Here is a 24,509-nt window from a genome sequence, read left to right on the forward strand (position 1 = left end):
CGACCACATCCCGCGCCGGTGACCGCCCCCCGGCACGTCTCCCTCGACCCGGACGGCCTCGCCGGCCTCTGCGTCCTCGTCGCCGCCCCGACCGGAGTCGTCTACCACCACCAGTACGGCGGCACCGCCTGCCGCCAGGGCCGTCAGGAGGGCTTCCTCGTCCCCCTGGCGGCGTTCAGCGCCCTCGACGAGCTGCGCGAGATCTTCGAGGTGCACCTCGACAGCGTCGGCACGTGGAACTACCGCTGGCCCGACGAGGAGCTCGACCATCTGCGCCGCGTGATCAGCGAGATCTCGTACTGGACCTCCGACGACGGCCGCAGCGAGGAACCGAAGCCCCTGGCCCTGGACGAGTCGCGCCTGCCCGAGGCCGACGAGGCCTGGATCCCGGTTCAGACCCCCGACGGCCCCGGCATCCTCATCTGGCCCAACTCCGACTGACTCCGGAAGAAGGCCACGGCGTCGGCACCGGCCTGCGCCCGTACCTCTGCGCCCTCCGCCGTGTCGGGGAAGAGGTGGTGATGCTGCACGTCCGGGCCGAGGCTCCGCCCACTCGCCCCGCCGATCAGCGTGAGATAGCGCAGCGCCGTCTCCTCGGGCGGCGTGATGACGTCGGCGTCGCCCCACCGGATCTCCACCGGCCGGGTCACCGCCCGTAGGCTCGCCTCGGCCGCCATCCCACCGTCCCCCGGGCAGATGAGGAACGCGCCCCGGACCCGCTCGTCGCTCTGATCGGCGCCGGCCCTCGCCGACAGCTGCCCGACCGCGCCGGCCGTCGTCGTCGCCCGCAACGACGCGAAGGCCCCGGGGAACTCCGGGATGTGCGGATCGGGGATCTCGCCTTCAGCGAGCCGGCGGACCAGGTCAACATCCAGCCGTACGCCGACCAGCGCACCCGCCGCGTATCCGCCGGCCGAAAAACCCGCCGCGCCCACCCAGTCGACGTCACGTTCCCGCCCGACCACGTCCAGGGCGTGACGCAGATCGGCCGGCCGCTCCCAGACGTGCACGAAGCCCTCGGCCAGATAGCCGTCGACCCAGTTGTTCCCGTGATGGTCCACCGCCGCGACCAGAAACCCGGCCTCCACCAGCGGCTCGGCCAGCCACGTCAGGTCCCGCCCGGAAGCTCCGGTCCCGTGCGACAGCAACACCAAGCGCTTGGACCCGGGCGTCTCCCACAGATGGATCCGTACGGGCCGGGGCCGCCCCGGATCATCGAACCGCACCCGCGACCCATCGACCGACTCGATCACCCGAGGCTCCAGCACGGCCCGAATGTAGCGCCCGCCCGCACCCGAAAGCGGGTCCGCCGTTCAGCGGAGGGTCACCCGGATGGGCGCTGACCAGTCCGGAAAAAGGGTGTTTGTCTGGGCACCGCACCGGCGACCGTCGCCCCGAGTGCACCCCTCCCGAGGAGTACGCCATGACCCGATCCCGCCTCCTGACCCGAACGGCCGTGAGCGTCACCGCCGGCATCGCCCTGATCCTCGGCTCCGCGGGCGCAGCCCACGCCGCCCCCACCCGAAGCTCGTGCGTCACCTACAAGCTGCAGCAGTGGGGCTTCAACCAGCGGCTGTGGGCCTACAACGGCTGCGCCCAGGAGGTCGGCTTCCGCGTCTACCGCTCCGGCGAGACCTCCCCCTGCCTGACCGTCCAGCGTGGAGAGTGGCGTGGCTGGCAGTGGCCCCGCATCCGCAAATTCCACCGCGTCGAATCCTGCTGACAGCCGCCATAGGGTGGAGACCGTGACGGACGACAGCAGCACGATGTACGGGCATGTCGAGAAACGCGACGACGTGGTGGTCCAGTTCATGCTCGGCGCCGGCGCCAACCCCGCCACAGTCGACAACGTCGACGCCCACCTCTACCTGGCCGACGGCAGCCACCGCTACGCCACGTTCTTCACCACCGAGGCCATCAACCGAATCCTCCGCAAGGACGCCCAAACCGGCGAGACCGGCGGAGGCCGGTACTTCTGGTGCTCGGACCAGGTCATCGTCCCCCGCCCCGGCATCCCGGCCATGATGGAGGCAGTAGACGAGATGATCCGCTCCGGCGACCTCACGGCCATGTGCGGCCTCGTGGACAAGGCTCCGGACGAGCAGTAGGTCGGCTTTTTTAATGTCGGCGAGGCCAAGTGGCGCCACCTCCGCACTACGGTGCGGAGGTGGCTCGATCTCGCCTGACTTACGCGCAAGCCGTCAAGCTCCTCACCGGCGACATCGACGCCGCTGCAGTTCTCGGCCGTGTTGTCGGGGGCGCGCTGCTGCTTGCCGCCCCGTTCAGCGCAACTGCCCTGTCGTGGTTCGACGCCAAGGGCGAAGCCAACTCGCTGCTCACCGACCTCGTCGGGCGGGCGCCCGCGCGGATTCGGGCCAGCCGAGGCAAGTCGCATTATGAGCTGATCGAGGCCGCCCACACCGTCCTGGTGTTGTCGTCCTATTTCGACGCGTTTGCCGAGCGCGCCGGTCTCCTCGCGGCCAAACTTGAGCTCACCGATGCGGAACGCAAGCGGATAGCGGGCCAACGCGGTGGAATTCGCGTCGGTGTGCCGACGATGCCGAACGCCACCCGCGGCTTCATCGAGAACGCGCGGCTGGTCCGCCAGCACCTCGTGGCCATGCATGACGAGCTGCTGCGATTCACCGAGGGCCTCGCCGCCGCGGAGCGCACCCCTTTGCCCGGTCAGCACACCGTCGTGGAGCGGGCGATGGATCTGTACCGGGAGCGGTACGTACGGCTGGCGGCTGACGTCCCTGAGTTCGCTCTCTGGAGCGGTCTGGATGAGCACGCCGCCACGCGGGAGGCCATCCGGGAGCAGCGCGAAGCACTAGCCCAAATTTCCGAACTACTGACGAGCATCTTTCACGGCAGCACCCCGGCCACTGAGGCCGAGAAGCTGCTCGCCCGGCACAGCGCCGAGGGGCGGCTCACCCGGCCGCTGTGGACAGCGGGCGCAACGGCCGGCGGTCCGGTGTTCCCGACCATCGAGAACGGATTCGTCAGCCCTCGGTTCCGAATCGCTGATGCTGATGCCAGCGCCCGCCTCGGCGACGAGTCCTGGTGGGCGGGGCGACCGGTGCGCGACGACCTCGCGGCCTTTCTTGTCGCCTGCGTCGGCGACGCCGGCTTCACCGAGCGGCCGCTGCTTGTCCTCGGACACCCGGGCGCCGGTAAATCTCTACTCACCGAGGTCCTCGCGGCCCGGCTCCCACCGGAGACATTCACTACCGTCAAGGTGCCCCTCCGCCGGGTCGATCCCGATGCGGATGTGCATCATCAGATCGAGGCAGCAGTCGAGCGGCTGGTGAAGGAACGCATCTCCTGGGGCGAGTTGTGCCGGGCCTCCGATACCACCAAGGTGGTGCTGCTGGACGGCTTCGACGAGCTGGTCCAGGCCACCGGGGTCGCCCAGTCGCACTACATCGAACGTGTCACGAGCTTCCAGCAGGAGGAGTGGGTCAACGGCCGCCCGGTCATCGTGGTCGTCACATCACGCACCCTCGTGATGGATCGCACGGTGGTGCCGCCCGGAACGACCGTGCTCCAGCTCGAGCCGTTCGACGACGCACAGATCGAGCGCTGGATCGGCGGCTGGAACACCGCAAACGCCGGACGGCCCCGATTCCTCCCACTCACCAGCGACGAGTTCCGGCCACATGCTGCCCTCGCGGGCCAGCCACTTCTGCTCATGATGCTGGCCATCTACGCCGACGAGACCGGCGTCCGCCTCAACGTCGGCGACCTTTCAGTCGACAACGTGTACCGGCGGCTGCTCGACTCGTTCATCCGCCGCCAGGTGCGTGAGAAAGCCGCTGACGATATCGGCGAGACGCGGCGTACACAACTTGAGACCACTACACGGCATGACCTGGCAGTGACCGCGTTCGCGATGTTCAACCGGGGACTGCAGTACGTAAGCGAGCAGGACCTGGAAAGTGACCTCGCTACGGTGAGGCCCACCGAGGACTTGCCCGCCGCGCGGGCCGGCGAACCGCTGACCCGGGCCAAACGCACCGTAGCCGGATTCTTCTTCGTACACGTCGCGCAGGCCGGCGACGACTCCAGAGCGCCCACTCGGCGCACATACGAGTTTCTGCATGCCACGTTCGCGGAGTATCTGGTCGCTGAGCACATCGTCGAGTTGCTCAGCGACCTCGTCGAGGACCGGCGCCGGCCCCGGCGCGCTGCGCTCGCTCGCCTTGACGACACCATGCTCCGGTACCTTTTGTCGCACCAGCCACTGACCAACGGCGACCAGGTCGTGCCGTTTCTCGTTGCGATGATCGACCGCCTCGACCGGACAACCCGCGACGACTTGCGCGACGCCTTGCTTGATCTGTTCCGCGACGCCCGTCGACGGGTCGAGGACGGCCCCTACCGGCCGACACCGTTCGACGCGGTCGATCGCCTGGCCGCCTACACCGCAAACCTCGTCCTGCTGGCCGCCCTGTGCGACCTGCGGGGCCTGGCGATCGACGACCTGTGCGGGCCGTCCGACGCGCCAAGCTTTGCCTCGACGGTGCGCCTGTGGCGCAGCGGTCTGGACGCCGAGGCGCAGAACAGCCTGTTCAGCCGCATGCACCGCGACAACGATCGCATCGTCTCGCGCCGAGTCGAGGAGCGCATACTTCCGCTGGGCGAGGCCCAACTACTAGGGGACACCTTCCTCGAGTCGGCCCTCGTGTCGGGTCGAGCGACCTGGGGTTTGCCCGAGGCCAGTCTCGAAATCCCCGAGATCACGCCGGTCCAGGGCCGGATGCATGAAATGATCGTCAACCTGCTGATCGAAGCAACACCGACGGCGTCCTTCAGTGACCTGGCGGATCTGGTGGACAGCAGCCGCGAACTCCCCCACAGCAGGTCTGTGCCGCTACTCAAGTTGAGCTTCTACCGCCAACGCCACCGTCTAAGGGGGGCCGTGGAGGACCGTCTGGACAGCATCCTTCAAGCAGCCTCGGAGCAGACCGAGTTGTGATCGCCCGGCTGCCGATCTGAGTGATGCGGCGCCAGCGGGTTGCTGGCGCCGCATCAGGGAACTCAGAAGAGGCGGCCGAGGCGGAGGAAGACCGTCTCGCCGGTGGCGTCGTCGATGGCGTCGTTGTCCGTGACCGCGTACGTCTGGCCGTTGCCGGCGGTGGCCAGGCCTTCGACCTTGTCCTGGACCCAGCCGTGGTCGGCTTTCAGGGCCGGGAGCAGGTCCTTGACCAGTTTCTTCTTGACGGTGGGGACGCCGGTCCAGGTGGCCGGGACGTCGAACTTGAAGACCTTCTTGATCGCGGCCTGGGGGCCGCGCTGGTTGTCGCGTTCGATGACGGCGAAGGTGTTGTGGTCGACCGCTACGAGTTCGGAGAGGCCGGTCCAGCCGAGCGGGGCGGTGTCGAGCGGGTAGGCCAGCCAGGACCAGGTGCGCTTCGCCAGGTCGTACCGGCCGATCCGGGCGACGGTGGTGGGGTCGGTCTTGAGCGGGCGCTGAATGGCGACCCAGACCGCGCCGCCGGTTTCGGCGACGCCTTCGAAGCCGTTCGTGGTGACGGCGGCGGCGATGTCGGCCGGCAGGGGGATCTCCTGCTGGACGGCGGCGCGCGCGTCGAGGCGTACAAGCAGGTTGGGGGTTGACGCCGAACCCTCCACGCCCAGCCAGTAACCGCCGGTCCGGCGGGCGACGATGCCTTCAGCGTCGTAACCGACGGGCCGGCCGTCCTTGGTGACCGTGAGCTGCCCGGTGATCTTGGCGGGAGAAGCAGCAACACCCAGGGTCAAGATCCGGGTCGGGCTGTACGCGGAGTCGGTCACCGAGACGAGCTTGTCGCGCGTGCCGGGGACGGCGGAGAGGGCCGACAGCGTGCCGAACGGGATCTCGTCGTCCGAGACGATCGACGGGAACCGGCCCTGGCCGAGGCCGTAGATGGCGAGCGAGCCGCGGATGTTCGCATCCGGGATCTCCTCCTCGCTGGAGACGATCACCAGGCCGCGCGACGGCACCGCGATGACGCCCTCGGGGCCGTTGGTGGTCGGCAGGAGCTGCTGGAATCGGGGTTTGCGGGGGTTCGACACGTCGTACACCGCGGTGAAGTTGCCCCGCTCGGCGTTGACGAAGACGAGCGGGGTGCCGTTGATCCGGGCGAAGGCCACGTTCTCCGGCTCGATGCCCTTGGCGTCGGAGCGCTTGTCCGGGTAGAGGCCGTGCTCGACGGCGAGGTGCTCGAGCGTGTTGCCGGCGTCCCAGACGACCTTGCCGTCGCGGGAGAAGATCGTCCAGCCGCGGCTGCCGCCCTCGTAGTCGCCCTCGTTGGCCGAGGCGAAGTAGTCGTCGGAGATCCAGGCGACGCCGTCGGGCTCGCGCTTGGCGGTGATCGTGCCGTCGAGCGTGATGGTGTCGTCGTCCTTGGTGTCGACGCCGGAGACGGTGACCTGGCCGGCGTCGAACTGGCGGAGGACCTTCCCGGTGGCCAGCGCGACGACGGCGATCTGGTTGTTCTCCTGCAGCGAGACCACGGCCTCGTCGCGGGAGTTGATGCTGACGTACTCGGGCTCCGGGTCGATGCCCGCGACGTCGACCCGGGTGGCCTTCCAGGTCCGCGTGTCGATCACCGAGAGGTAGCCGGCGGGCAGCTGCGGGAGCGCGCCGTCGTTGACGTCCTCGTCCCGCTCGTTCTCGATCGCCACCGCGATGTAGCGGCCGCTCGGGGCGACCGCGACCGAGTCCGGCTGCCCGCCCAGGTCGAGCTCGCGCACGACCTTGCGGGTGCGGTCGTCGATCACGACGAGCTTGCCGGACGGGTCGGTGAAGCTCGCGCTGGTGTTGACGCCGGCCAGCAGCAGGTGGCCGAAATGGGCGACCGAGGTCGGCTCGCCGCCGACGGCCAGGGTGCCCTTCGGCTTCGGCCGGGCCGGATTGGTGATGTCGACGAAGCCGAGGCGCTTACCGGGGCTGTCGGTGTAGACGACCGTACGGCCGTCCTCGGTCACGGTGGAGATCTCCGCGGCGGCCGTGTCGTCGATGGACGAGTTCAGGTAGGCGGGGAAGGTGGCGAGGCGCTTGAACTCAGTGTCGTTGTGGTGCGCTTCGGCCGGCGCTGAAAATCCCGCTCCGACTAGTGCGGCGAGAGCGATCGCCGAGGTGGTACGGCGTTTTGACATGCTCTCTGGCTACGTGAGGATCTTGTCCTTCTCGTGTATTTCAGCCGAACGGCGCGTGCCGATGGGTGTCCAGATCAGCAGGGCCAGGCTGAACCAGACATAGAGATTGCCGCCGATCAGCTCCAGCGGCGGCCGCGGCCGTTTCTCCCAGAGCCAGGTCAACCGCGAGGTCATGATGACGTACGCGGCCCCGCCGAGCCACAGGGGCCGTTTGTCCGTCCCCGACAGTCCGGCTTCGATGCAGCGCACGATGGCCGGGATGAGCCAGACGCAGTGATGGATCCAGGTCACCGGGCTGATCAGGCACCCGACGACGCCGGTCAGGGCCAGGCCGCCCATGATGTCGTCCGGCTGGCTTCGCACCTTCCAAATCCAAACGGCCAGGGTCAGCAGCACGCAGACCAGCCAGACCTTCGCTTCGACCTGGTCTATCGGGAGCCGGGCCAGGAAGCCGCGTTCCGACTGGTTGGAGAGGAACGACAGCACGCCGACACGGTTGGTGTCCCACAGCGCGGAGGTCCAGAACTCCCGCGACTCGTTCGGGAAGACGGCAGCCGCCACCAGAGTCACGGCCGCGGCGGTGCCGGAGGCGGTGATGGCCGCCCGCCAGCGCCGGGTGATCAGCAGGTAGAGGATGAAGACGCCCGGGGTCAGCTTGATCGCGGTGGCCAGCCCGATGCCGACCCCGGCCCACTTGCGGCCCTTGGCCAGCCCGAACAGCAGATCGCCGGCCACCAGCGTGAGCAGCAGCGTGTTGACCTGCCCGAACGTGATCGTCTCGCGGACCGGCTCGAAGGCGACGGCCAGGCACACCGCGACGCCGTACGCGAACCAGACGGTCCAGCCCTTGCGCTTGATCAACGGGCCGGCGAACCACCAGGTGAGCAGCGCCGTGGTCAGCACCGTGGCGATCACCGCGATCACCACGACCGCCCCGAACGGCAGGAACGCCATCGGCGCCATCACCAGACCGGCGAAAGGCGGATAGGTGAAGCCGTACGGGGTCCCGGGGCGCAGCCAGTCGTAGACCATGCCGCCGTCGCCGTGGAACCAGTACTGGATGGCGCCGTAGTAGACCTTCGAGTCGAAGTACCCGTTGCGCGTCTCAGCCAGGTAGACGATGAACAGCACGATCAGCGCCAGCGCCGCCAGGATCCCGATTTTTCGCTTCATGTAGGGCTTTCCACGCTAAATAGAGTACGAGGAGTGTCATCGCTACGGCGCCCTGGGCTTTGGTAGCCAGGGCCAAGTTGTAGCCGTCGGGCAGGCACAGGGCGGCGGCTACCGCGCAGGGGGCCACCAGCCATTTCAGGTGCCGGTGCAGGGTGGCGGCCAGGACCGGGAGGGCCCAGACCGCGTACCAGGGGTGGAAGACCGGGGACAGCAGAACCGTGGCGGCCAGGGCGTAGGCGGTGTAGAGCAGGGGGTCGCGGAGGCGGGCCCGCCACCAGAGGAAGAGCAGGGTGACGGCCAGCAGGACGATGCCGATGATCCGGGTGACAGGGACGGCATCGGGGCCGAACAGGTCGATGGTCATGCCGATGGCCGTCAGAGGCGAGGTCCACTGGACGGAGACGCCGCTGCCGGCCAGGCCGGTGATCCAGCCGAAGCCCCGGCCGGAGGCCAAGGAGGCCGCGGCCAGCGCGAGCACGACCCCGGCGACCAGTTCGCCCGCGACCCTCAAGATCCGCGCCCCCGGACGCGACCGCAGGGCCAGCCAGAAAGCGAACGGAACCACCACCACCGCCGTGGCTTTGACCCCGACAGCGAGGCCGAGAAGGAGGCCGGCGACCCAGATGTGACGGCCCATGGCCACCGCCAGCCCGGCCACCAGCAGCCCGGCCATCACGGCGTCGTTGTGGGCGCCGGAGATCAGGTGGATCGGAATCAACGGACAGGCCAGGGCCAGCCAGACCGCACGACCCAAAGGTACGCCCGACCGGCGGGCCAGCGCGGGAAGGAAGACCGCGATGAGCGCCACCCCGAGCACGGCAATGACGCGAAGAACGGCCAACGTGCCGGTGAGAGAGCCGCCGATCTTGACGGCGAGGGCGGCCAGCAGCAGGAAGACCGGGCCGTAGGGGGCCGGCGAGGACAGCCAGGTCGGGGCCACCGCCTCGGCCCACGGGCAGCCGAGCTCGGTCACGCCACCCGCGTACGGGTCGAGCCCCGCCGCCTGCTGCCAGCCCTGGCAGGCGTACGAGAACGCGTCGTAGCTCCCGAGCGGAAGGAACGGCACCAGCGGAACCATCCACAAGACCGCCGTGACGTACGACCATCGGGCCGTCGGCGACAGACGGACACCGGCCACCCAGGCGCCGATGATCAGGAGCGTGCCGAGCAGCCAGGCGAGCGGAAGCAGGACGCCGTTCTCGCCGTAGTAGATGGTGCCGGGAGTCACCGTGGGCTCCCACGGGCTGCTGGCACCGCCCAGCCAGGCGGCGACCGCAAGCAGCAGACTTCCTGCCAGGCCCACGTATCGGACGGCGGCGGGGCGGGGCATGGCGAGCACCCTACCGTGACACGCTGCTACGTCCGGGCTTCGGTAGGGTCGGGCGCGTGTGGGCTCGGCACCGGCTGGAGTGGGTCACCGCCGTGGTCGCGGCGGTGCTCGGTGCCGCGTACCTCCTGCTGCCCCCGATGGGCTCGGACCTGGCGGCCCAGGTGGCCCGGGCCGAGTTCTTCGCCGATCACGGCTACACGCCGGTCGACCTGCGCTGGTACGGCGGCGTCGACCAGCTCGGCTACAGCTTGGTGTCGCAGCCGGTCATGGCCCTGCTGGGCGTACGCCTGACCGGTGTCCTGGCCCTTGTCGGCGCCTCGGTGCTGTTCGCTGTGCTGCTGCGCGTCACCGCCGCCCCGCGGCCCTGGCTCGGCGCGCTCGTGGGCACAGCCTGCATCGCCGGCAACTTGGTCAGCGGTCGCGTCACGTACGGACTGGGGGTGTTCTTCGGACTTGCCGCCCTCGTCCTGGTGACCCGGCGGCGGGCGTGGCTAGCGGTAGTACCGGCTTTGCTCGCGGGGGCCACCAGCCCGGTCGCCGGCTTGTTCCTGGGCCTCGCCGGCGTCGCCCTCGCCCTCGGCGGCGGCCGGCTGCTCGCGGTGGACGGCGCAGTCCGGCGAGGGCTGCTGGTGGCGGTGCCGGCGGGAATCTCGTTGGCGGCGCTGTCCCTCTTCGGGGACGGCGGTTGGATGAACATCAGCCGGACCGACACCATCCGGGCCGTCGTGGCGAGCCTTGCCGTGGCCGTCCTGGTACCGCGCCGGCCGGTGCGGATCGCCGGAGTCCTGTCGGCGGCGGGTGTGCTGGTGTCCGCGCTGATCCACACGCCGGTGGGGCTGAACGCGACCCGCCTCGCGGTGATGTTCACCCTGCCGCTGCTGGCCGGCTATGCCGCGTGGCCTTCATGGCGGATCCGCCGTCCAGTCCCCACCCCGGCGGGTGGGCGGTGGCAGGGCATGCCGGTGTGGGCGGTGGTGGTTCTGCTGGTGGTGGCTTGTTGGTGGCAGCCGCCCGTGGTGACCGGGGATGTGCGGGACATCGGGAACCCGACTGCGGAGCGGGGCTTCTTCGCGCCGCTGGTGCAGCGGCTGGGGCAGGAGAGGCTGACCGGGCGGGTGGAGATTCCGTCGACGCGGGACTACTGGGAAGCGGCCCACATGGGTGACGTGCCGCTGGCTCGGGGGTGGCTGCGGCAGGCGGACATCGACCGTAATCCGCTCTTCTTCACCAAGATCCCCGGCACGTCCGGGACCGGGGTGGAGTTGACGCCGGAGAGCTATCGGGGCTGGCTCGACGAGATGGCTGTCCAGTTCGTGGCCGTACCGGACGCCGAGCTGAACTGGTCCGGGCGGCCGGAGGCCGAGATGGTCACCGCCGGTCTTCCCTACCTGACGCAGGTGTGGAGCGACTCGCACTGGCGGCTCTACGCGGTGAGCGATCCGCGGCCGCTTGTTGCTGGCCCGGCCACTCTCGTCGGGCAGACCGCGACCACGGTGACCTTCGACGCCCCGGCCGCCGGTGAGGTGGCGCTCCGGGTCCGCTACTACCGCTGGCTGACCGCCTCGGGCGACGCCGACGTCCTGCGCGACGGCGACTGGACACGGGTCCGGGTCCCTGCGCCGGGCCGCTACGTGCTCGCCAGTTAATCGGATGACGCTGGCCGAAGCGCTGGGTAGCGTGGCCGCCATGTACACAGGCATGGCGTTCATGAGGTTGCGCATCCGCCGCTGACGGCGGCGCACCTCTTTCTCTGTTGCCCGCCGTCTCGGCGTCCGGCCGGAGCGGCTCTTCGAGGCTGCCCGGCTCTCTTTCCGAGCTGCGGAGTTTTCCTGTGTCTTTGCGTACTTTCACGCCGGTCCCGGCGACCGGTCAGTCATCTTCCGCCGGGGATCATGCGCACCTGCGCGCCGAGAACGTCAGCGTCGTGCTCGGGGCACGACCGGTGCTCACCAAGGTGTCCGTCACGGTCTCGGCTCGATCCCGCCTGGCCGTCGTCGGTGAGAACGGCCGGGGCAAGACGACCCTGCTGCGTGTGCTCGCCGGTCTTCTCGGGCCCGACACCGGTCAGGTGCACCGGGTGGGCAGCGTCGGCCTCGCCGACCAGGCTCTTCCGGCCGGCCCCGGCCTCACGGTCGGCACACTCACGTCCGAAGCCCTGCGCGACGCGCACGCCGCCCTCGCCGCGCTGGACCAAGCCGCCGCCGACCTCGCCGCGCTGGACCAAGCCACCGCCGACCTCGCCGAAAGCGCTGAGGCCAGCGCTGAGGACCGCTACGCGGTGGCGCTCGAATGGGCGGCGCGGCTCGACGCCTGGGATGCGGAGCGGCGGGTCGATGTCGCGCTCGAGGCGTTGGGCGCCTGCACCGATCGCGGGCGCGAGTTGCGGACGCTGTCGGTGGGGCAGCGGTATCGGGTGCGGCTGGCCTGTCTGCTCGGGGCGCGCTACGACCTGCTGCTTCTCGATGAGCCGACCAATCATCTCGATGCCGGTGGCCTGGAGTTCCTGACCGGGCGGCTGCGGGAGCACGGCGGCGGGTTCGCGCTGGTAAGCCACGACCGGGCGTTGCTGCGGGACGTCGCCCAGGAGTTCCTTGATCTCGATCCCAGTGAGGACGGGCACCCCCGCGTCTACGCCGGTGGCTACGACGGCTGGCAGGAGGGGCGGCGGCGCAGCCGGGCCAAGTGGGAGCAGGACTTCGAGGAGCAGCAGGCCGAGCACGAGCGGCTCGCGGCGGCGGTCGACAAGGCGCGGGATCGGCTCAGCACGGGATGGCGGCCGCCCAAGGGGACCGGCCGGCACAAGCGGCAGAGCCGGGCCCCGGGCATCGTGCAGGCGCTCAACCGGGAGCGGGAGAGCTTGGAGGCGCACAAGGTCACCGCGCCGGTGCCGCCGCCGGCGATGGCGTGGCCGGCGATCGAGGTGCGCCCGGGCTTGCCTTTGGTGCGGGCGTACGGCGTACGGCTGGAAGGTCGCCTGGACCAGGCACTCAGCGTGAGTGTCGACGGGGGTGACCGGCTGTTGGTGACGGGGCCGAACGGCGCCGGCAAGTCGACGCTGTTGGCGCTGCTGGCGGGGCATCTGCCGTCGACCGAGGGGACGGTGCAGCGGCACCGGAAGGTCGCTCTGGTCGGGCAGGAGGTGCCGGATTGGCCACCCGGAGTGACCGGTTTGCAGGTGCTCGCGGGACGGTCGGCGTGCGGCCTACTCGACGGCGAGGCGCTGCGGACGCCGGTCGATCGGATGTCGCTGGGGCAGCAGCGCCGCCTCGACCTGGCCGTGCAGCTGGCCGGGCGGCCGGAGGTGCTGATCTTCGATGAGCCGACCAACCATCTGTCGGCGGCGCTGGTGGACGAGTTGACCGAGGCGCTGCGGACCACGCCGGCCGCGGTGATCGTGGCGACGCACGACCGCCAGTTGTTGGCCGATCTATCCGACTGGCCCCGGCTGGAGCTATAGCGGCTCGATGACGCGGTTCCGCGTGTGCTGGTAGATGACCGAGCTGCGGAAACCGACGATCTCGCGCCGCTGACTGAATTTATCCATCAGGAAGGAGTGCAGGGCGTCGACGCTCGGCACCGCCACCTGCACCAGCAGGTCGTCGCCGCCCGCCACGACGAAGACCGCCAGCACCTCGGGCAGGCCCGTGACGTACGCCTTGACGTTCTCGATGACGTCCCGGCTCATCGGGCGTACCTGCAGGTGGAGGAAGGCCTGGACGTGCCGGTTGAGCGCGCCCAGGTCGACCTCGGCGTGGTACCCGGTGAGCACGCCGCGGTCGCGCAGCAGCCGCACGCGCTCGAGGCACGTCGAGGGCGCGATGCCAACCGCGCGGGCCAGGTCACGGTTGGTCAGCCGGGCGTTCTGCTGCAGTTCCCGCACGATCGCCGAATCAATGTCGTCCACGAGCCCCCACTTTCCGGCTTCCGCCGAACTTCGTTCGGCAAGTCTGCTGCGGGCCCGGCCAGACGTCTAGCTTTCGCTCAAGACAGCAATGCAGATGTACGGAGGAAGCTGATGTTCCCGCACGAGCGAGTGGTGATCCGCCGTGGTCCCGAGTCCGGCCTGCCGATCGTCGTCGCCGTCCATTCGACGGCGCTGGGGCAGGCCCTGGGCGGGTGCCGCCTCAAGCCGTACGCGGACTGGCGTGACGGCCTCGAGGACGCCCTCCGTCTGTCGGCCGCGATGTCCGAGAAGTGCGCGCTCGCGGGCATGCCCCACGGCGGCGGCAAGACGGTGGTCGTAGCGCCACCGGAGACCGATTTCGATCGGGCCGCGGCGCTGCGCGACGTGGGCGCGGTGATCGAAAAGCTCGGTGGCACTTACGCGACGGGACCGGACGTCGGCACCGGCCCGGACGACATGGTGACGATCGGCGAGCGGACGAGCCACGTCTTCTGCCGCCCGGCCGAGGCGGGCGGCAGTGGCGACTCCTCCCCCGCCACGGCGATCGGGACGGTGGCCGCCCTGCGCGCGGTGTGCGCCCACCTGTTCGGCGACGCCGCGCCGGCCGGGCGGAGCTTCGCGGTGCTGGGGCTGGGCCATGTCGGTTCGCGGGTGGCCCGGCTCCTGGCCGAGGCGGGGGCCAAGCTGGTGGTCAGCGACGTCGACCCGGCCCGCCGGCAGCTCGCCGATGAACTCGGCGCCGTCTGGACCAGCCCGCAGGAGTGCCTGACGGCGGCGGTCGACGTGCTGGTCCCCGCGGCCCTGGGTGGTGTCCTGACCCCGGCCACCGTGCCCGCGCTGCGGTGCGCGGCCGTGGCCGGGCCGGCCAACAACCAACTGGACGCCCCGGGCACCGCCGGCCTGCTGGACGAGCGCGGGATCCTCTGGGCGCCCGACCCGATCGTCAGCGCCGGCGGCGTCATCCGGGCCACGGCCGTCGAGCTCCACCGCGAGACCCCGGCCGAGGTGGCCGCCCGCCTGGACGGCATCGCCACCACGCTGGCCGGGGTGTTCGCGGCGGCCGAGCGTGAAGGTGTCACCCCGGCCGCCGCGGCGACGGCCGAAGCCCGCCGCCGGATCAGGCGAAGCGGCGCTTCTTCTTAGAGCTCTGGCGGCCGAACCCGGCCAGCACGTCGGCGCCCTGCCGCATGTAGCGGGTGGTGCGGGTCGGGCCCTTGCGGGCCTCGAGCTTGTCGCTCAGCTTGCGGAAGCCGGCCGCGGCCAGCGGGATCGCGACGGCCATGATGACGAAACGGCGAATCAGGCTGAAAATCACGGTGAGCTCCTCAAAGGTTGTCGAGAGGTACATACCCCTAGGAGCCGGTGGGAACACTCTCCGCGACCAATTGACCGGCCAGCTCGGCGTTGCGGGCCGCGAACGCCTGCCACTCGGGCGGCGTCCGGTCCAGGTGCGGCCGGGCCGCCGTCAGGGAGCATTGCCGCTGCTCCCAACCGCTCAGCCGGCCACCGTGGATGCGGAACCGGACCAACACCCCACCGGCCCAGCCGTATGCCTCGGCGTCGCCGGCCGGGATCAGCGTCGTCACCTTCTGCTCGGCCACGATCCAGTCGATCGCCTCGAGCTCCTGCTGGATGCGGGCCGCCAGCTCGAAGCCGAGGCGTTCCGCGGCCCGGTCGCGCAGCTCCCGCAGCCGGCCGCGCAGCATCGCCACCTCGGCCGGCTGCCGCCGCAGGACGCCGGTGATCAGCTCGGCGAAGCGTTCGCGGTCGCCCGCGCCGACCCCGCGGATCGCGGCCATGTCCCGTTCCGAGCCGCCGAGCCGGTCGTCGGTGTAGCGCAACGGCAGCACCCGGTCGAGCGCGGCGACGGCCAGCCGGGCCTGGGTGCCGCCGAGGTACGGCCCGAAGACCGTGCCGTCCTGCGAGACCGGTGGCCAGTGCACGGCCTGCAGCGACGAGCCGGTGAGCCGGATGCAGAACGGCACCTCCATGCCGCCGCGGATCCGGTTCCAGCGCGGCTTCGAGCGCTCCAGCAAATTGCGTTCGAGCCAGGCCGCCTCGTGCACGGAGTCGCAGGTCAGCGCCTCGATCCGGGTGATCTGGGGAACCATCCGGGCCAGGTGGCGGCGACCTTTGAGGTCCGTCCAGTACGAGCCGACGCGGTACCGCAGCTCGGTGGCCCGCCCGATGTAGAGCACGCGCCCGCGTACGTCCCGGAAGCGGTAGACCCCGGGCGCCACCGGCAGCCGGGGCACGAGGGAGCGGCTCAAGAGTCCAGGACCCGTTCCATCGCGGCCCGGGAGCGGCGGGTCAGCCGCAGGTAGCGGTCGACGAACTCGCCCGGGTCGCCGCCGCCGAGCAGCTGGACCGTGCCGGCCAGCTCGACGCCGTGGCGGGGCAGTTGATCGGTCGGGCGGCCCCGGACCAGGGTCAGGGCGTTGCGGACCTGCGCGGCCAGGGTCCAGCCGGCCGCCATCGCCGCCGCGTCGACCTTGTCGACCAGCTTGGCCTTGACCGCCGCGTCGAGCGCCTCCAGCGTCCTCGTGCGGCGCAGACCCGGGACCGCGTACGCGTGCAGCAGCTGCAGCAGCTGGACCGCCCACTCCACGTCGGACAGCCCGCCGCGCCCCAGCTTGGTGTGTGTATGCGGGTCGGCGTTGCGGGGCAGGCGCTCGACCTCCACCCGGGCCTTGATCCGGCGGATCTCGACGACCTGCTCGCGGGTGAGCCCGCCGTCCGGGTAGCGGATCGGGTCGGCCAGCCGCTCGAACTCGCGGCCGAGGGTCTCGTCGCCGCAGACGAAACGGGCCCGCAGCAGCGCCTGGGCCTCCCACACCTTCGACCAGCGGGCGTAGTACTGCTGGTAGGCGGCCAGACTGCGGACGAGTGGCCCTTGTCGCCCCTCGGGCCGCAGGTCGGCGTCGATGCCCAGCTCGGGGTCGGGCGCGGGCGCGCTCAGCGACCGGCGCAGCTCCTCGGCGATGGCCAGGGCGGCCGACCCGTTGTCGGCCCCGTCATAGACGAACAGCACGTCGGCGTCGGACGGGTAGCTCATCTCGTAGCCGCCGAGCCGGCCCATCCCGATGATCGCGAACCGCATGCCGGGCGGGCCCGGCTTGGCCCGCCGGGCCACGGTCAGGGCCGCGTTGAGGGTGGCGTCGGTGACGTCGGAGAGCGCGATGCCGATCGCGTCGACGTCCAGCGGCTGGGCCGGGGCCAGCTCCTCGGCCCGGCTCAGGATGTCGGCGCAGGCCAGCCGGAACAGCTCGCGCCGGCGCAGGGCCCGGATGGCCGCGATGGCCTTGACCGGGTCGTCGCCGTGCCGGACGGCGGCCGCGGCGAAACCGTCGATCAGCGACTCGCGCGGGCGCGGCTGCAGCTCGGCGTCGTCGGCCAGCAGCCGCAGCGCCTCCGGGTCGCGGGTGAGCAGGTCGGTCGCGTACCGCGAGAGGCCCAGCACCCGGGCCAGCCGCAACGCGACCGGGCCGCCGTCGCGCAACAGGCGCAGATACCAGGGCGTACTGCCGAGCTTGTCGGAGACGTGCCGGTAGTTGAGCAGGCCGCGGTCGGGCTCCGGGGCGTCGGCGAACTCCTGCAGCAGCATCGGCAGCAGGTGACGCTGGATGGCCGAGGTGCGGGTGACCCCGCCGGTGAGCGCCTGCAGGTGGCGCAGCGCCCCGGCCGGGTCGGCGAAGCCGAGGGTCTTGAGCCGGCGCCCGGCCGACTCGGTGGTCATCCGCAGCGCCTCGGCCGGCACCCGGGCCACCGCCTCGAGCAGCGGTTGGTAGAGCAGTTTGATGTGCAGGCGGCGCACCTGGGCGGCGTGGCCCACCCAGTCCGAGCGGAAGGCGCTCACCGCGTCGCGGCCGGGCATCGCCGTGTAGCCGAGGGCGGCCGCGAGCCAGCGCACGCCGTCCGGATCGTCCGGCACAGTGTGCGTACGGCGAAGGTGTTGCAGTTGCAGCCGGTGCTCGACGCTGCGCAGGAAGCGGTAGCCGCGCAGGAGGGTCTCGCCGTCCTCGCGGCCGACGTAGCCACCGGCGACCAGCGCGCGCAGGGCGGGCAGGGTGCCGCCGGACCGCAGCGTCTCGTCGACCCGGCCGTGCACGAGCTGCAGCAGCTGCACCGCGAACTCGATGTCGCGCAGCCCGCCCGGCCCCCGCTTGATCTCGCGGTCGACCTGGTGGGCCGGGACGTTCTCGATGATCTTGCGGCGCATGTCGCGGACGTCGGCCACCGCCTCCGGCCGCTCGGCCGCCTGCCAGACCAGCGGGGCCAGGTCGTCGATCCACTGCTGCCCGAGGGCCCGGTCACCGGCGGCCGGACGGGCCTTGAGCAGGGCCTGGAACTCCCAGGTGCGGGCCCAGCGCCGGTAGTACGCCTGGTGGCTGGCGAGCGTACGGACCAGCGGGCCGCGGCTGCCCTCGGGGCGCAGCGCCGCGTCGACCGGCCACGCGACCTGCCCGCAGATCTCGATCAGCCGGGCCGCCACCTGGGTGCCGGCGCTCAGGTCCTCGTCGCTGTCGGCGACGAAGATGACGTCCACATCGGAGACGTAGTTGAGCTCGTTGCCGCCGCACTTGCCCATCGCGACCACGGCCAGGCTGGGCTCCTGGGGCAGGGCGGCCACGGCGATGCCGTACGCGGCCCCGAGCGTCTCGTCCGCGAGGCGTGACAGGGCCGCCATGGTCGGCTCGAGCCCCCGCCCGCCGGTCAGGTCGGCCGCGGCGATCCGCAGCAGCGCCACCCGGTAGGCCCGGCGCAGCTCCGGGATGCTCGGCTCGCCCTCGACCTCGAGGCCGCCCTCGGCGTTGGGCGGCAGGCCGGTCGGGCCGGTGGCCAGCACCCGCCAGTCGTCCGGGTTGGCCACCAGATGATCGCCGAGGGCCGACGACGCCCCCAGCACGGCCACCATCCGCCGGCGCAGCCCCGCGTCGCGGGCCAGCGCCGCCAGGATCTCGTCGGTGGCCTCGTTCGTGGCGATCTCGCCGCCGGGCCCGGTGACCGGGCCGCCGTTGACCCGGGCCGCGGCCCGGCCGGCCGCCTCGACCAGCCGGTGCAGCTGGCGCAGGGCCAGCGTCGGGTCGGCCGCCCGCGACAGCGAGGTGAGCAGCTCGGCCGCGTCCGCCCCGGCCGGCGCCTGGGCCTCGGTGTCCCACAGCCGCAGCCCGTTCGGGCCGGCCAGGTCGGCGGCGCGCACGCCGTTGTCGGCGAAGCCGTACCGGGCGAGCCGGCTGGGCCTGGTCACCGTTTACTGCCCGAGCAGCGGGAGGGTGCGGCCGGTGCCGGGGTTCGGTATGTCGGCGTCGGGCAGGGTGCCGAGGGCGAGCGAGGCGAACCGGGCCGCGAACGGCTGCCAGACCTCCTCGACGTCGGCCAGGATCTGCACGGTGTGGAAGACGACGGCGTCGGCGTCGTAGCCGAGCTCGTCGATGCTCTCCCGGTCGAGCGCGGCCCACTGCTCGATCATGTCGGCGTCGCACTCGAGGTGGAACTGCACGCCCCAGGCCCGGTCGCCGAGCCGGAACGCCTGATGCGGGTAGCGGCTGGACGCGGCCAGCAGCACGGCCCTGAGCGGCAGCTCGGTGATCTCGTCGCGGTGCCACTGGATCACGTCGGGCAGCAGCGGCACCCACTTGAACAGCGGATCCGTGTCGGCCGCGTCCCGCTTGCCGACCAGTCCGGGGCCGATCTCGGGGCCGGACGTGCTGCGCTCGACCAGCCCGCCGTGGGCCTGTGCGAGCAGCTGACCACCCAGGCAGACGCCGAGGGTCGGCACGCGGTGGCGCACGGCCTTGCGCAACAGCCCCTCCACGGCCGGGAACCAGGGGGCACCGGGGGTGCCATCGGGCTGGGGGTACGCGGTCTGGTCGCCACCCAGCACGATGAGGGCCAAGTAGCCGTCGAGCTCGGCCGGCAGCTCGTCGCCGGCATGCGGCCGGACCACGGTCAGCTCGAGGCCGGCCTCGGTCAGCCACTCCCCCAGCCGCCCGGGGCCGTCGGTCGGATCGTTCTCGATCACAAGTGCGGTTGCCACGTGACGAGGCTAACCCTTCCCGCCGGGCGGCGAGCACGGACAGCGCCGAAGCGCCCTCCGCCGGTACGGTGCTCGGCATGACGGACCCGGAGCCGCAGCGCATTCGCGTGTCGACATTGGAGCTCTTCTTCGACCTGGTTTTCGTCTTCACGATCACGCAGCTGGCCGACACTCTCGCCGACGACTTCGGCTGGGAGATGTTCGGCAACGTCATGCTGATCCTGCTGGTCGTCTGGTGGATGTATTCCGGATATGTCTGGCTGACGAACGCAGTCGCCCCTAACAGCACCACCCGGCGGACCCTGCTGCTCGTGGGCATGGCCGGCTTCCTGGTGATGGCGCTGGCCATCCCGGAGGCGTTCGGCGAGTACGGCTGGCTGTTCGGCGCCAGCTACCTGGTCGTCAACGTGGTGCACTCGGTGCTCTTCCGCACGGCCGGCCCGGAGGCGGCCCAGGCGATGCGGCTGCTGGCCCCGCTCAACATCCTGGCCGCGCTGCTCGTGCTGGCCGGCGGCCTGGTGCCGGAGCCCTGGCGGCACGTGCTGTGGATCGCGGCCCCGGTGCTGCAGGTCGCCACCGGCTACCTGCACAACATCGAGATGCACCGCATCTCGGCCGGCCACTTCGTCGAGCGGCACGGCCTGGTCATGATCGTGGCCATCGGCGAGTCGATCATCGCGATCGGCCTGGGCTTCCGCGACGTGCACCTCGGCCTGGACGAGGTGCTGGTGGCCGTGCTCGGCCTGGCCATCGCCTACTACTTCTGGTGGTTCTACTTCGCCGGCGACGACGCGCGCGCCGAGCACGTCCTGGCCCACACCGACAACCCGCTGCGGCGGGCCCGGCTCGCCCTCAACGCGTGGGGCTACGCCCACTACCCGATGCTGCTCGGCATCCTGATCGCCTCGGTCGGCATCAAGAAGACGGTCGGCCACGCGATGGATCCGCTCAAGTGGGGTCAGGCGCTCGCCCTGGGCGGCGGCGTGGCCCTCTACATGGTGGGCCACGCCGTCTTCCTCAGGTTGCTGCGCCTGCACGGCGTCTACCACCGGCTCGCCGGGGCGGCGGTCGTGCTGGCCACCATCCCGCTGGGCCACCTGTCGGCGATCGCCCAGCTGGTCACGATCGTGGTCATCATGGTGGCCACCGCCATCATCGAGGACCTCCCCGAGGTCAAGAGATCCGGCTCGACCGCCATCGGCGACTTCGGCCGGACCCCGGCGCCCTAGCCCACGCCGGCCGCCCTGCCCTTCCGCTGTCCGGAACGCCGGCAGCCCACGGCGGTGTCGGCGGGCCGGCGGGCCTCGGTCAGAGGACCTGCCTGAGGTAGTCCTCCAAGGAGGTGGCCGGCCGGCCGATCAGGCCGGCCAGCGCCGGGCCGGCCGGCCGGAACTCGCCGCGGCGCGCGGCTTCGAACATGCCGGCCATCATCGTCGCGGTCGGCTCGGGCAGCCCCTGCTTGAACTCGTCCGCCGGCACGACCACCCGGCGGATCGGACGGCCGGTGACCCGCGAGGCGATCGCCGCGGCCTCGGCCATGTCGACCTCGGCCGGGCCGGTGAGCGGCGGGGTCGGACCACCGGCGGCGCCGTCGACCAGAACGCGGGCGGCCGCGGCGGCCAGGTCCTCGTGGGTGGTCCAGGCCACCGGGCCGTCCTCGGGCACGCGCAGCTCACCCGACTCCAGCGCCGAACCCATCAGCCGGGACACCGTGTTGGCGTAGAAACCGTTGCGCAGCACGGTGTGCGACAGCCCGGACCCGGCCAGCATCCGCTCGGTGGCGGCGTGCCCGCGCATCGGCGGGAACGGCGACTCGGGGTTGGCGCCCATGTGGCTGGTGTAGAAGACATGCTTCACGCCGGCCGCCGCGGCCGCCTCGATCGCGGCTTCGTGCGTGGTCAGCAGCGACTCGCCGAGCAGCGGGGCCGAGACCAGCAGCAGGGACGTCGCGCCCTCGATGGACGGGCCGAGGCCGGCGTAGTCGCCCCGCCGCACCCGAACTCCTCGCGCCCGCAGCCCGGCGACCCGCTCCGGATCACGCACGCTGACCCCGACCTCCTCGGCCGGCACCAGCTCCAGCAGGTGTTCCACGACGGCACGCCCCAGCCGGCCGCTCGCCCCGGTAACGATGATCATGATCTGCTCCTAACAGTGGAAACAGCAAGACCATAACATCGATAATACCGTTGGAAGCAATTTCCTGTTATCGTTGATTCGTGACCGAACACGACGCCCGCGAACGGATCCTCGCCGCGGCCCTCAAGCTGCTCGGCGAGGGCGGCGAGGAAGCTGTCTCGACCCGCTCGGTGAGCGCCGCCGCGGGCGTGCAGCCGCCGACCATCTATCGGCTCTTCGGCGACAAGCAGGGCCTGCTCGACGCGGTCGCCACCCGCGGGCTGCTCGACTTCCTGGCCACCAAGAGCGCCCAGCCGGCCGACGACGACCCGGTGGCCGACCTGCGCCGCGGCTGGGACCTGAACGTCGAGATGGGACTGGCCAACCCGGCCGTCTACCGCCTGCTGTACGCGGGGGCGAACACGCCGTCGCCCGAGGCGATGGACGCCGGGGTGGCGATGCTGGCCGACAAGATTCACCGGATCGCGGCGGCGGGCCGGCTGCGGGTACCCGAAGATCTGGCTCTGTCCCTGGTGCGGGCGGCCGGGATGGGCACGACGCTGATGCTGATCGGCGCCGACGCGGGAGGCTCCGGCATCGCGCTGTCGGTGGCCGCCCGCGAGGCCGTCATCGCGGCCATCACCACCGACGCGCCGGCCGGGCGCCAACCCGGCCCCGAGGCGGCCGCGATCACCTTGCGCGCGGCGCTGCCCGAGCGCGACGAGTTCACCCCGGCCGAAAAGGTGCTGCTCGACGAGTGGCTGCGCCGGATGGACCGGGCCTAGGGCGTCCAGCGGGCCACGAGCTCGGTGCCTTCCGTTTCGCCGGTCTCGTGGAAGCCGAGCGTGCGGTACAGATGCCGGGCCGCGGTGTTGTCGGCGGCGTAGCTCAGGGCGACGTTCGGGGTGCCGGGCTCGGCGATCAGCCGTTCGCGGAGTTGGCGGACGGCGGCGTGGCCGATGCCCTGCCGCTGGTGCTGCCGCCCGATCACCAGGCCGCCGATCCAGGCGCTGCGGTCGTCGTCGATCGCCCACATGACGAACCCGGCGACGGCGCCGTCGCGGGTGATGGCCAGCGGGTTCCACAGCCCGCCGTAGGTGCACAGGCAGAGGTAGTACGTCACGGCGTTGACGAAACGCTGCTGATCCGGATGCACCGCCAACTCGGCGCAGTCGCGCCAGTTGCCGGCGGTGACCGGTTCAAGATCGATGACCATGAGGGTCAGTATTACAAGCGATCCGCATCCACGACGGCCTGGGCGAACTCGCGCGGCGCCTCCTGCGGCACGTTGTGGCCGACGTCGAACGTGCGGTGGCGGTACTTGGAGGTGAAATGGTCGCGGTAGGAGCTGCCGTCGCCGGCCGGGGTGAACGGGTCGTACTTGCCGTCGATCGTGATGGTCGGCACGGAGATCACCGGCGGGGGCATGACCTGCAGCTTCTGCTCGATCGCGGCGTACTCGGGCTCGGCCGGGGCCAGGCTGAGCCGCCACCGGTAGTTGCCGATCACGATGGGCACGTAGTCGGGATTCTTGAACGCGGCGGCCGTCCGGTCGTACACGGCCTGGGAGAACTTCCACGTCGGTGAGTTGAACTTCCAGATGAACTGGCCCAGCTCGGACGCGTACGTCGTCAGGCCCCGCACGCCGCGCTCGGTGGTGAAGTAGTACTGGTACCACCAGGCGTTCTCGGCCGCCGGCGGCAGCGGCGACAGATTGGCCTCCAGGTTGGTGATCAGGTAGCCGGTGACCGAGACCAGCGCCTTGACCCGCTCCGGCCACAGGGCGGCGATGATGTCCGCGGTCCGCGAGCCCCAGTCGTAGCCGGCGAACACGGCCCGCCGGATCTTCAGCTGGTCGAGCAACGCGAGGATGTCGAGCGCGAACGCCGCCTGATCGACGTTACGCGGCGTCGAGGCCGACCGGAAACGGGTCGTGCCGTGCCCGCGGAAGTACGGCACGATCACGCGGTAGCCACGCGCGGCGAGCAGCGGCGCCACGTCGACATAGCTGTGGATGTCGTACGGGAAGCCGTGCAGCAGGATGACCGGGGTGCCGTGGGCCGGCCCGAGGTCGACGTAACCGACGTTGAGCACACCGGCGTCGATCTGCCGCACCGGACCGAAACTCTTGGCCCCGGCGGCCGGCGCGGGACCGGCGGCCGGAGCGGGACCGCCGCCGACGAGCGGGGCCACCCCGGCGGCCAGCGCGGCTGAGCCGGCGGCCTGCAGAAACTGACGGCGGGAGTTGGGATTCATGAGGGAGCCTCTCCGACGAGCTCGACTGTGGACGCCCCCTCACGCTCACACGGCGCGCACCCCCGGCAACCCAGGGAGAGTCCCGGGTCCGCCACCGGCCCGGGACCCCCGGTGACCGGGCCCACCACGAAAAGGGCCGGCTAATCCAGCCGGCCCTGCTTCGAAGTGGATCGGAATCAGTCGGGCGGCCCCAGCGGGGCGCCCTTCGTGGCCTGGCTGTCGTCCGGCGTCCGCTCCGGCCGCTCGCCCTCGTCGGTCAGGCCGCCGCCGTCCTCGCTGCGCACGTGGACGGTCGCGCCCTGCTCGCGCAGGTCGTCGGTCACCTTGCCCTCGGTCAGGGCGATCAGATGGGACTCGGCCGTCGCCTCCTCCCTGAGGCTGCCGTAGGTCGCGTGCACCCGCCGCTCGAGCTGGGCCGGGTCGACGTCGGGGAACCGTTGGGTCAGGCTCTCCACCAGCCGGCGGAGCGCGATGTCCGCGTTGCCCAGACCCGCTCCTGCGAGATCGGTCATCACACACCCTCACATGTCGACTGCTGTCGTCCCCGCTTT

General features: G+C 71.2%; 22 protein-coding genes. 9 read left to right on the plus strand and 13 right to left on the minus strand.

Annotated elements, in window-relative coordinates; genetic code table 11:
• Nucleotides 1-18 precede the first annotated feature (18 nt).
• Nucleotides 19-441 (plus strand): DUF6210 family protein, encoded by a 423-nt coding sequence (locus tag AB0J66_RS44020; protein WP_364673753.1) that lies wholly within the window; start codon nucleotides 19-21, stop codon nucleotides 439-441.
• Here the strand turns inward: AB0J66_RS44020 and AB0J66_RS44025 are convergent.
• Complete coding sequence (locus AB0J66_RS44025) at nucleotides 393-1,268, minus strand: hypothetical protein (RefSeq protein WP_364673756.1); 876 nt, start codon at nucleotides 1,266-1,268, stop codon at nucleotides 393-395. The two genes, AB0J66_RS44020 and AB0J66_RS44025, sit on opposite strands and share 49 nt — an antisense overlap.
• A 155-nt stretch (nucleotides 1,269-1,423) precedes the next feature.
• Between AB0J66_RS44025 and AB0J66_RS44030 the strand changes: the two genes are divergently transcribed.
• From AB0J66_RS44030 to AB0J66_RS44040, 3 genes are read left to right on the plus strand one after another with little or no spacing between them, the layout of a single operon-like run.
• Entirely contained in the window at nucleotides 1,424-1,723 is a 300-nt protein-coding gene (locus tag AB0J66_RS44030) for a hypothetical protein (RefSeq protein WP_364673759.1), read from the plus strand.
• Nucleotides 1,724-1,745: 22 nt separating this feature from the next.
• Nucleotides 1,746-2,108 (plus strand): hypothetical protein, encoded by a 363-nt coding sequence (locus AB0J66_RS44035; protein WP_364673762.1) that lies wholly within the window; start codon nucleotides 1,746-1,748, stop codon nucleotides 2,106-2,108.
• A 59-nt stretch (nucleotides 2,109-2,167) separates the two neighbouring features.
• Complete coding sequence (locus AB0J66_RS44040; RefSeq protein ID WP_364673764.1) at nucleotides 2,168-4,978, plus strand: hypothetical protein; 2,811 nt, start codon at nucleotides 2,168-2,170, stop codon at nucleotides 4,976-4,978.
• 62 nt (nucleotides 4,979-5,040) lie between these two features.
• Here AB0J66_RS44040 and AB0J66_RS44045 read toward each other — a convergent pair whose 3' ends face one another.
• The 3 genes from AB0J66_RS44045 to mptB are packed head-to-tail and all read right to left on the minus strand — an operon-like array spanning nucleotide 5,041 to nucleotide 9,646.
• Nucleotides 5,041-7,143 carry an esterase-like activity of phytase family protein gene (locus AB0J66_RS44045; RefSeq protein WP_364673767.1) on the minus strand — a complete coding sequence of 701 codons (2,103 nt, stop codon included), beginning with the start codon at nucleotides 7,141-7,143 and terminating at the stop codon, nucleotides 5,041-5,043.
• 9 nt (nucleotides 7,144-7,152) lie between these two features.
• On the minus strand, nucleotides 7,153-8,316 hold the full coding sequence (locus AB0J66_RS44050; protein WP_364673770.1) for a glycosyltransferase 87 family protein: 1,164 nt from the start codon (nucleotides 8,314-8,316) through the stop codon (nucleotides 7,153-7,155).
• Nucleotides 8,249-9,646: a polyprenol phosphomannose-dependent alpha 1,6 mannosyltransferase MptB gene (mptB, locus tag AB0J66_RS44055; RefSeq protein WP_364673773.1), complete on the minus strand. Its 1,398-nt coding sequence runs from the start codon at nucleotides 9,644-9,646 to the stop codon at nucleotides 8,249-8,251. Before mptB ends, AB0J66_RS44050 begins: the two co-directional genes overlap by 68 nt.
• Nucleotides 9,647-9,783: 137 nt before the next feature.
• Between mptB and AB0J66_RS44060 the strand changes: the two genes are divergently transcribed.
• Together AB0J66_RS44060 and AB0J66_RS44065 are read left to right on the plus strand one after the other, a co-directional pair.
• Nucleotides 9,784-11,292 (plus strand): hypothetical protein, encoded by a 1,509-nt coding sequence (locus tag AB0J66_RS44060; protein WP_364673863.1) that lies wholly within the window; start codon nucleotides 9,784-9,786, stop codon nucleotides 11,290-11,292.
• A 185-nt stretch (nucleotides 11,293-11,477) separates the two neighbouring features.
• Entirely contained in the window at nucleotides 11,478-13,103 is a 1,626-nt protein-coding gene (locus tag AB0J66_RS44065; RefSeq protein ID WP_364673775.1) for an ATP-binding cassette domain-containing protein, read from the plus strand.
• Here the strand turns inward: AB0J66_RS44065 and AB0J66_RS44070 are convergent.
• The gene (locus AB0J66_RS44070) at nucleotides 13,098-13,550 is read right to left on the minus strand and encodes an Lrp/AsnC family transcriptional regulator (RefSeq protein WP_364673778.1); all 453 of its coding nucleotides are present in this window, start codon (nucleotides 13,548-13,550) and stop codon (nucleotides 13,098-13,100) included. The genes AB0J66_RS44065 and AB0J66_RS44070 overlap by 6 nt on opposite strands.
• A 111-nt stretch (nucleotides 13,551-13,661) precedes the next feature.
• Between AB0J66_RS44070 and AB0J66_RS44075 the strand changes: the two genes are divergently transcribed.
• On the plus strand, nucleotides 13,662-14,693 hold the full coding sequence (locus tag AB0J66_RS44075) for a Glu/Leu/Phe/Val dehydrogenase dimerization domain-containing protein (protein WP_364673780.1): 1,032 nt from the start codon (nucleotides 13,662-13,664) through the stop codon (nucleotides 14,691-14,693).
• On the opposite strand, the gene AB0J66_RS44080 is transcribed toward AB0J66_RS44075, so the two are convergent.
• Genes AB0J66_RS44080 through AB0J66_RS44095 form a run of 4 tightly spaced genes read right to left on the minus strand, consistent with a single transcriptional unit; the run spans nucleotide 14,668 to nucleotide 19,587 of the window.
• Nucleotides 14,668-14,865, minus strand: coding sequence for a hypothetical protein (locus tag AB0J66_RS44080; RefSeq protein ID WP_364673782.1), 198 nt, complete (start codon nucleotides 14,863-14,865; stop codon nucleotides 14,668-14,670). The genes AB0J66_RS44075 and AB0J66_RS44080 overlap by 26 nt on opposite strands.
• Before the next feature lie 37 nt (nucleotides 14,866-14,902).
• The gene (locus AB0J66_RS44085) at nucleotides 14,903-15,820 is read right to left on the minus strand and encodes a GIY-YIG nuclease family protein (protein WP_364673785.1); all 918 of its coding nucleotides are present in this window, start codon (nucleotides 15,818-15,820) and stop codon (nucleotides 14,903-14,905) included.
• Nucleotides 15,817-18,798, minus strand: a complete 2,982-nt coding sequence (locus AB0J66_RS44090) for a bifunctional [glutamine synthetase] adenylyltransferase/[glutamine synthetase]-adenylyl-L-tyrosine phosphorylase (RefSeq protein ID WP_364673788.1) — start codon at nucleotides 18,796-18,798, stop codon at nucleotides 15,817-15,819. Before AB0J66_RS44090 ends, AB0J66_RS44085 begins: the two co-directional genes overlap by 4 nt.
• 3 nt (nucleotides 18,799-18,801) lie before the next feature.
• A complete protein-coding gene (locus AB0J66_RS44095; protein ID WP_364673791.1) occupies nucleotides 18,802-19,587 on the minus strand; it encodes a type 1 glutamine amidotransferase in 786 nt (261 codons plus the stop codon).
• A 77-nt stretch (nucleotides 19,588-19,664) separates the two neighbouring features.
• Between AB0J66_RS44095 and AB0J66_RS44100 the strand changes: the two genes are divergently transcribed.
• Entirely contained in the window at nucleotides 19,665-20,816 is a 1,152-nt protein-coding gene (locus AB0J66_RS44100; protein WP_364673794.1) for a low temperature requirement protein A, read from the plus strand.
• 79 nt (nucleotides 20,817-20,895) lie between these two features.
• Here the strand turns inward: AB0J66_RS44100 and AB0J66_RS44105 are convergent, their stop codons facing one another.
• Nucleotides 20,896-21,723 carry an NAD(P)H-binding protein gene (locus tag AB0J66_RS44105; RefSeq protein ID WP_364673796.1) on the minus strand — a complete coding sequence of 276 codons (828 nt, stop codon included), beginning with the start codon at nucleotides 21,721-21,723 and terminating at the stop codon, nucleotides 20,896-20,898.
• A gap of 80 nt (nucleotides 21,724-21,803) precedes the next feature.
• On the opposite strand from AB0J66_RS44105, the gene AB0J66_RS44110 reads away from it, so the two are divergent.
• On the plus strand, nucleotides 21,804-22,487 hold the full coding sequence (locus tag AB0J66_RS44110; protein ID WP_364673799.1) for a TetR/AcrR family transcriptional regulator: 684 nt from the start codon (nucleotides 21,804-21,806) through the stop codon (nucleotides 22,485-22,487).
• On the opposite strand, the gene AB0J66_RS44115 is transcribed toward AB0J66_RS44110, so the two are convergent.
• The 3 genes from AB0J66_RS44115 to AB0J66_RS44125 form a co-directional block, all read right to left on the minus strand.
• Nucleotides 22,484-22,918, minus strand: coding sequence for a GNAT family N-acetyltransferase (locus AB0J66_RS44115; protein ID WP_364673802.1), 435 nt, complete (start codon nucleotides 22,916-22,918; stop codon nucleotides 22,484-22,486). The genes AB0J66_RS44110 and AB0J66_RS44115 overlap by 4 nt on opposite strands.
• Nucleotides 22,919-22,929: 11 nt before the next feature.
• Nucleotides 22,930-23,958 (minus strand): alpha/beta hydrolase, encoded by a 1,029-nt coding sequence (locus tag AB0J66_RS44120; RefSeq protein ID WP_364673805.1) that lies wholly within the window; start codon nucleotides 23,956-23,958, stop codon nucleotides 22,930-22,932.
• Nucleotides 23,959-24,134: 176 nt separating this feature from the next.
• Nucleotides 24,135-24,470, minus strand: coding sequence for a three-helix bundle dimerization domain-containing protein (locus tag AB0J66_RS44125; RefSeq protein ID WP_364673808.1), 336 nt, complete (start codon nucleotides 24,468-24,470; stop codon nucleotides 24,135-24,137).
• Nucleotides 24,471-24,509 lie beyond the last annotated feature (39 nt).

The sequence above is a fragment of the Actinoplanes sp. NPDC049598 genome (genome assembly GCF_040675435.1).
GTDB lineage: Bacteria > Actinomycetota > Actinomycetes > Mycobacteriales > Micromonosporaceae > Actinoplanes.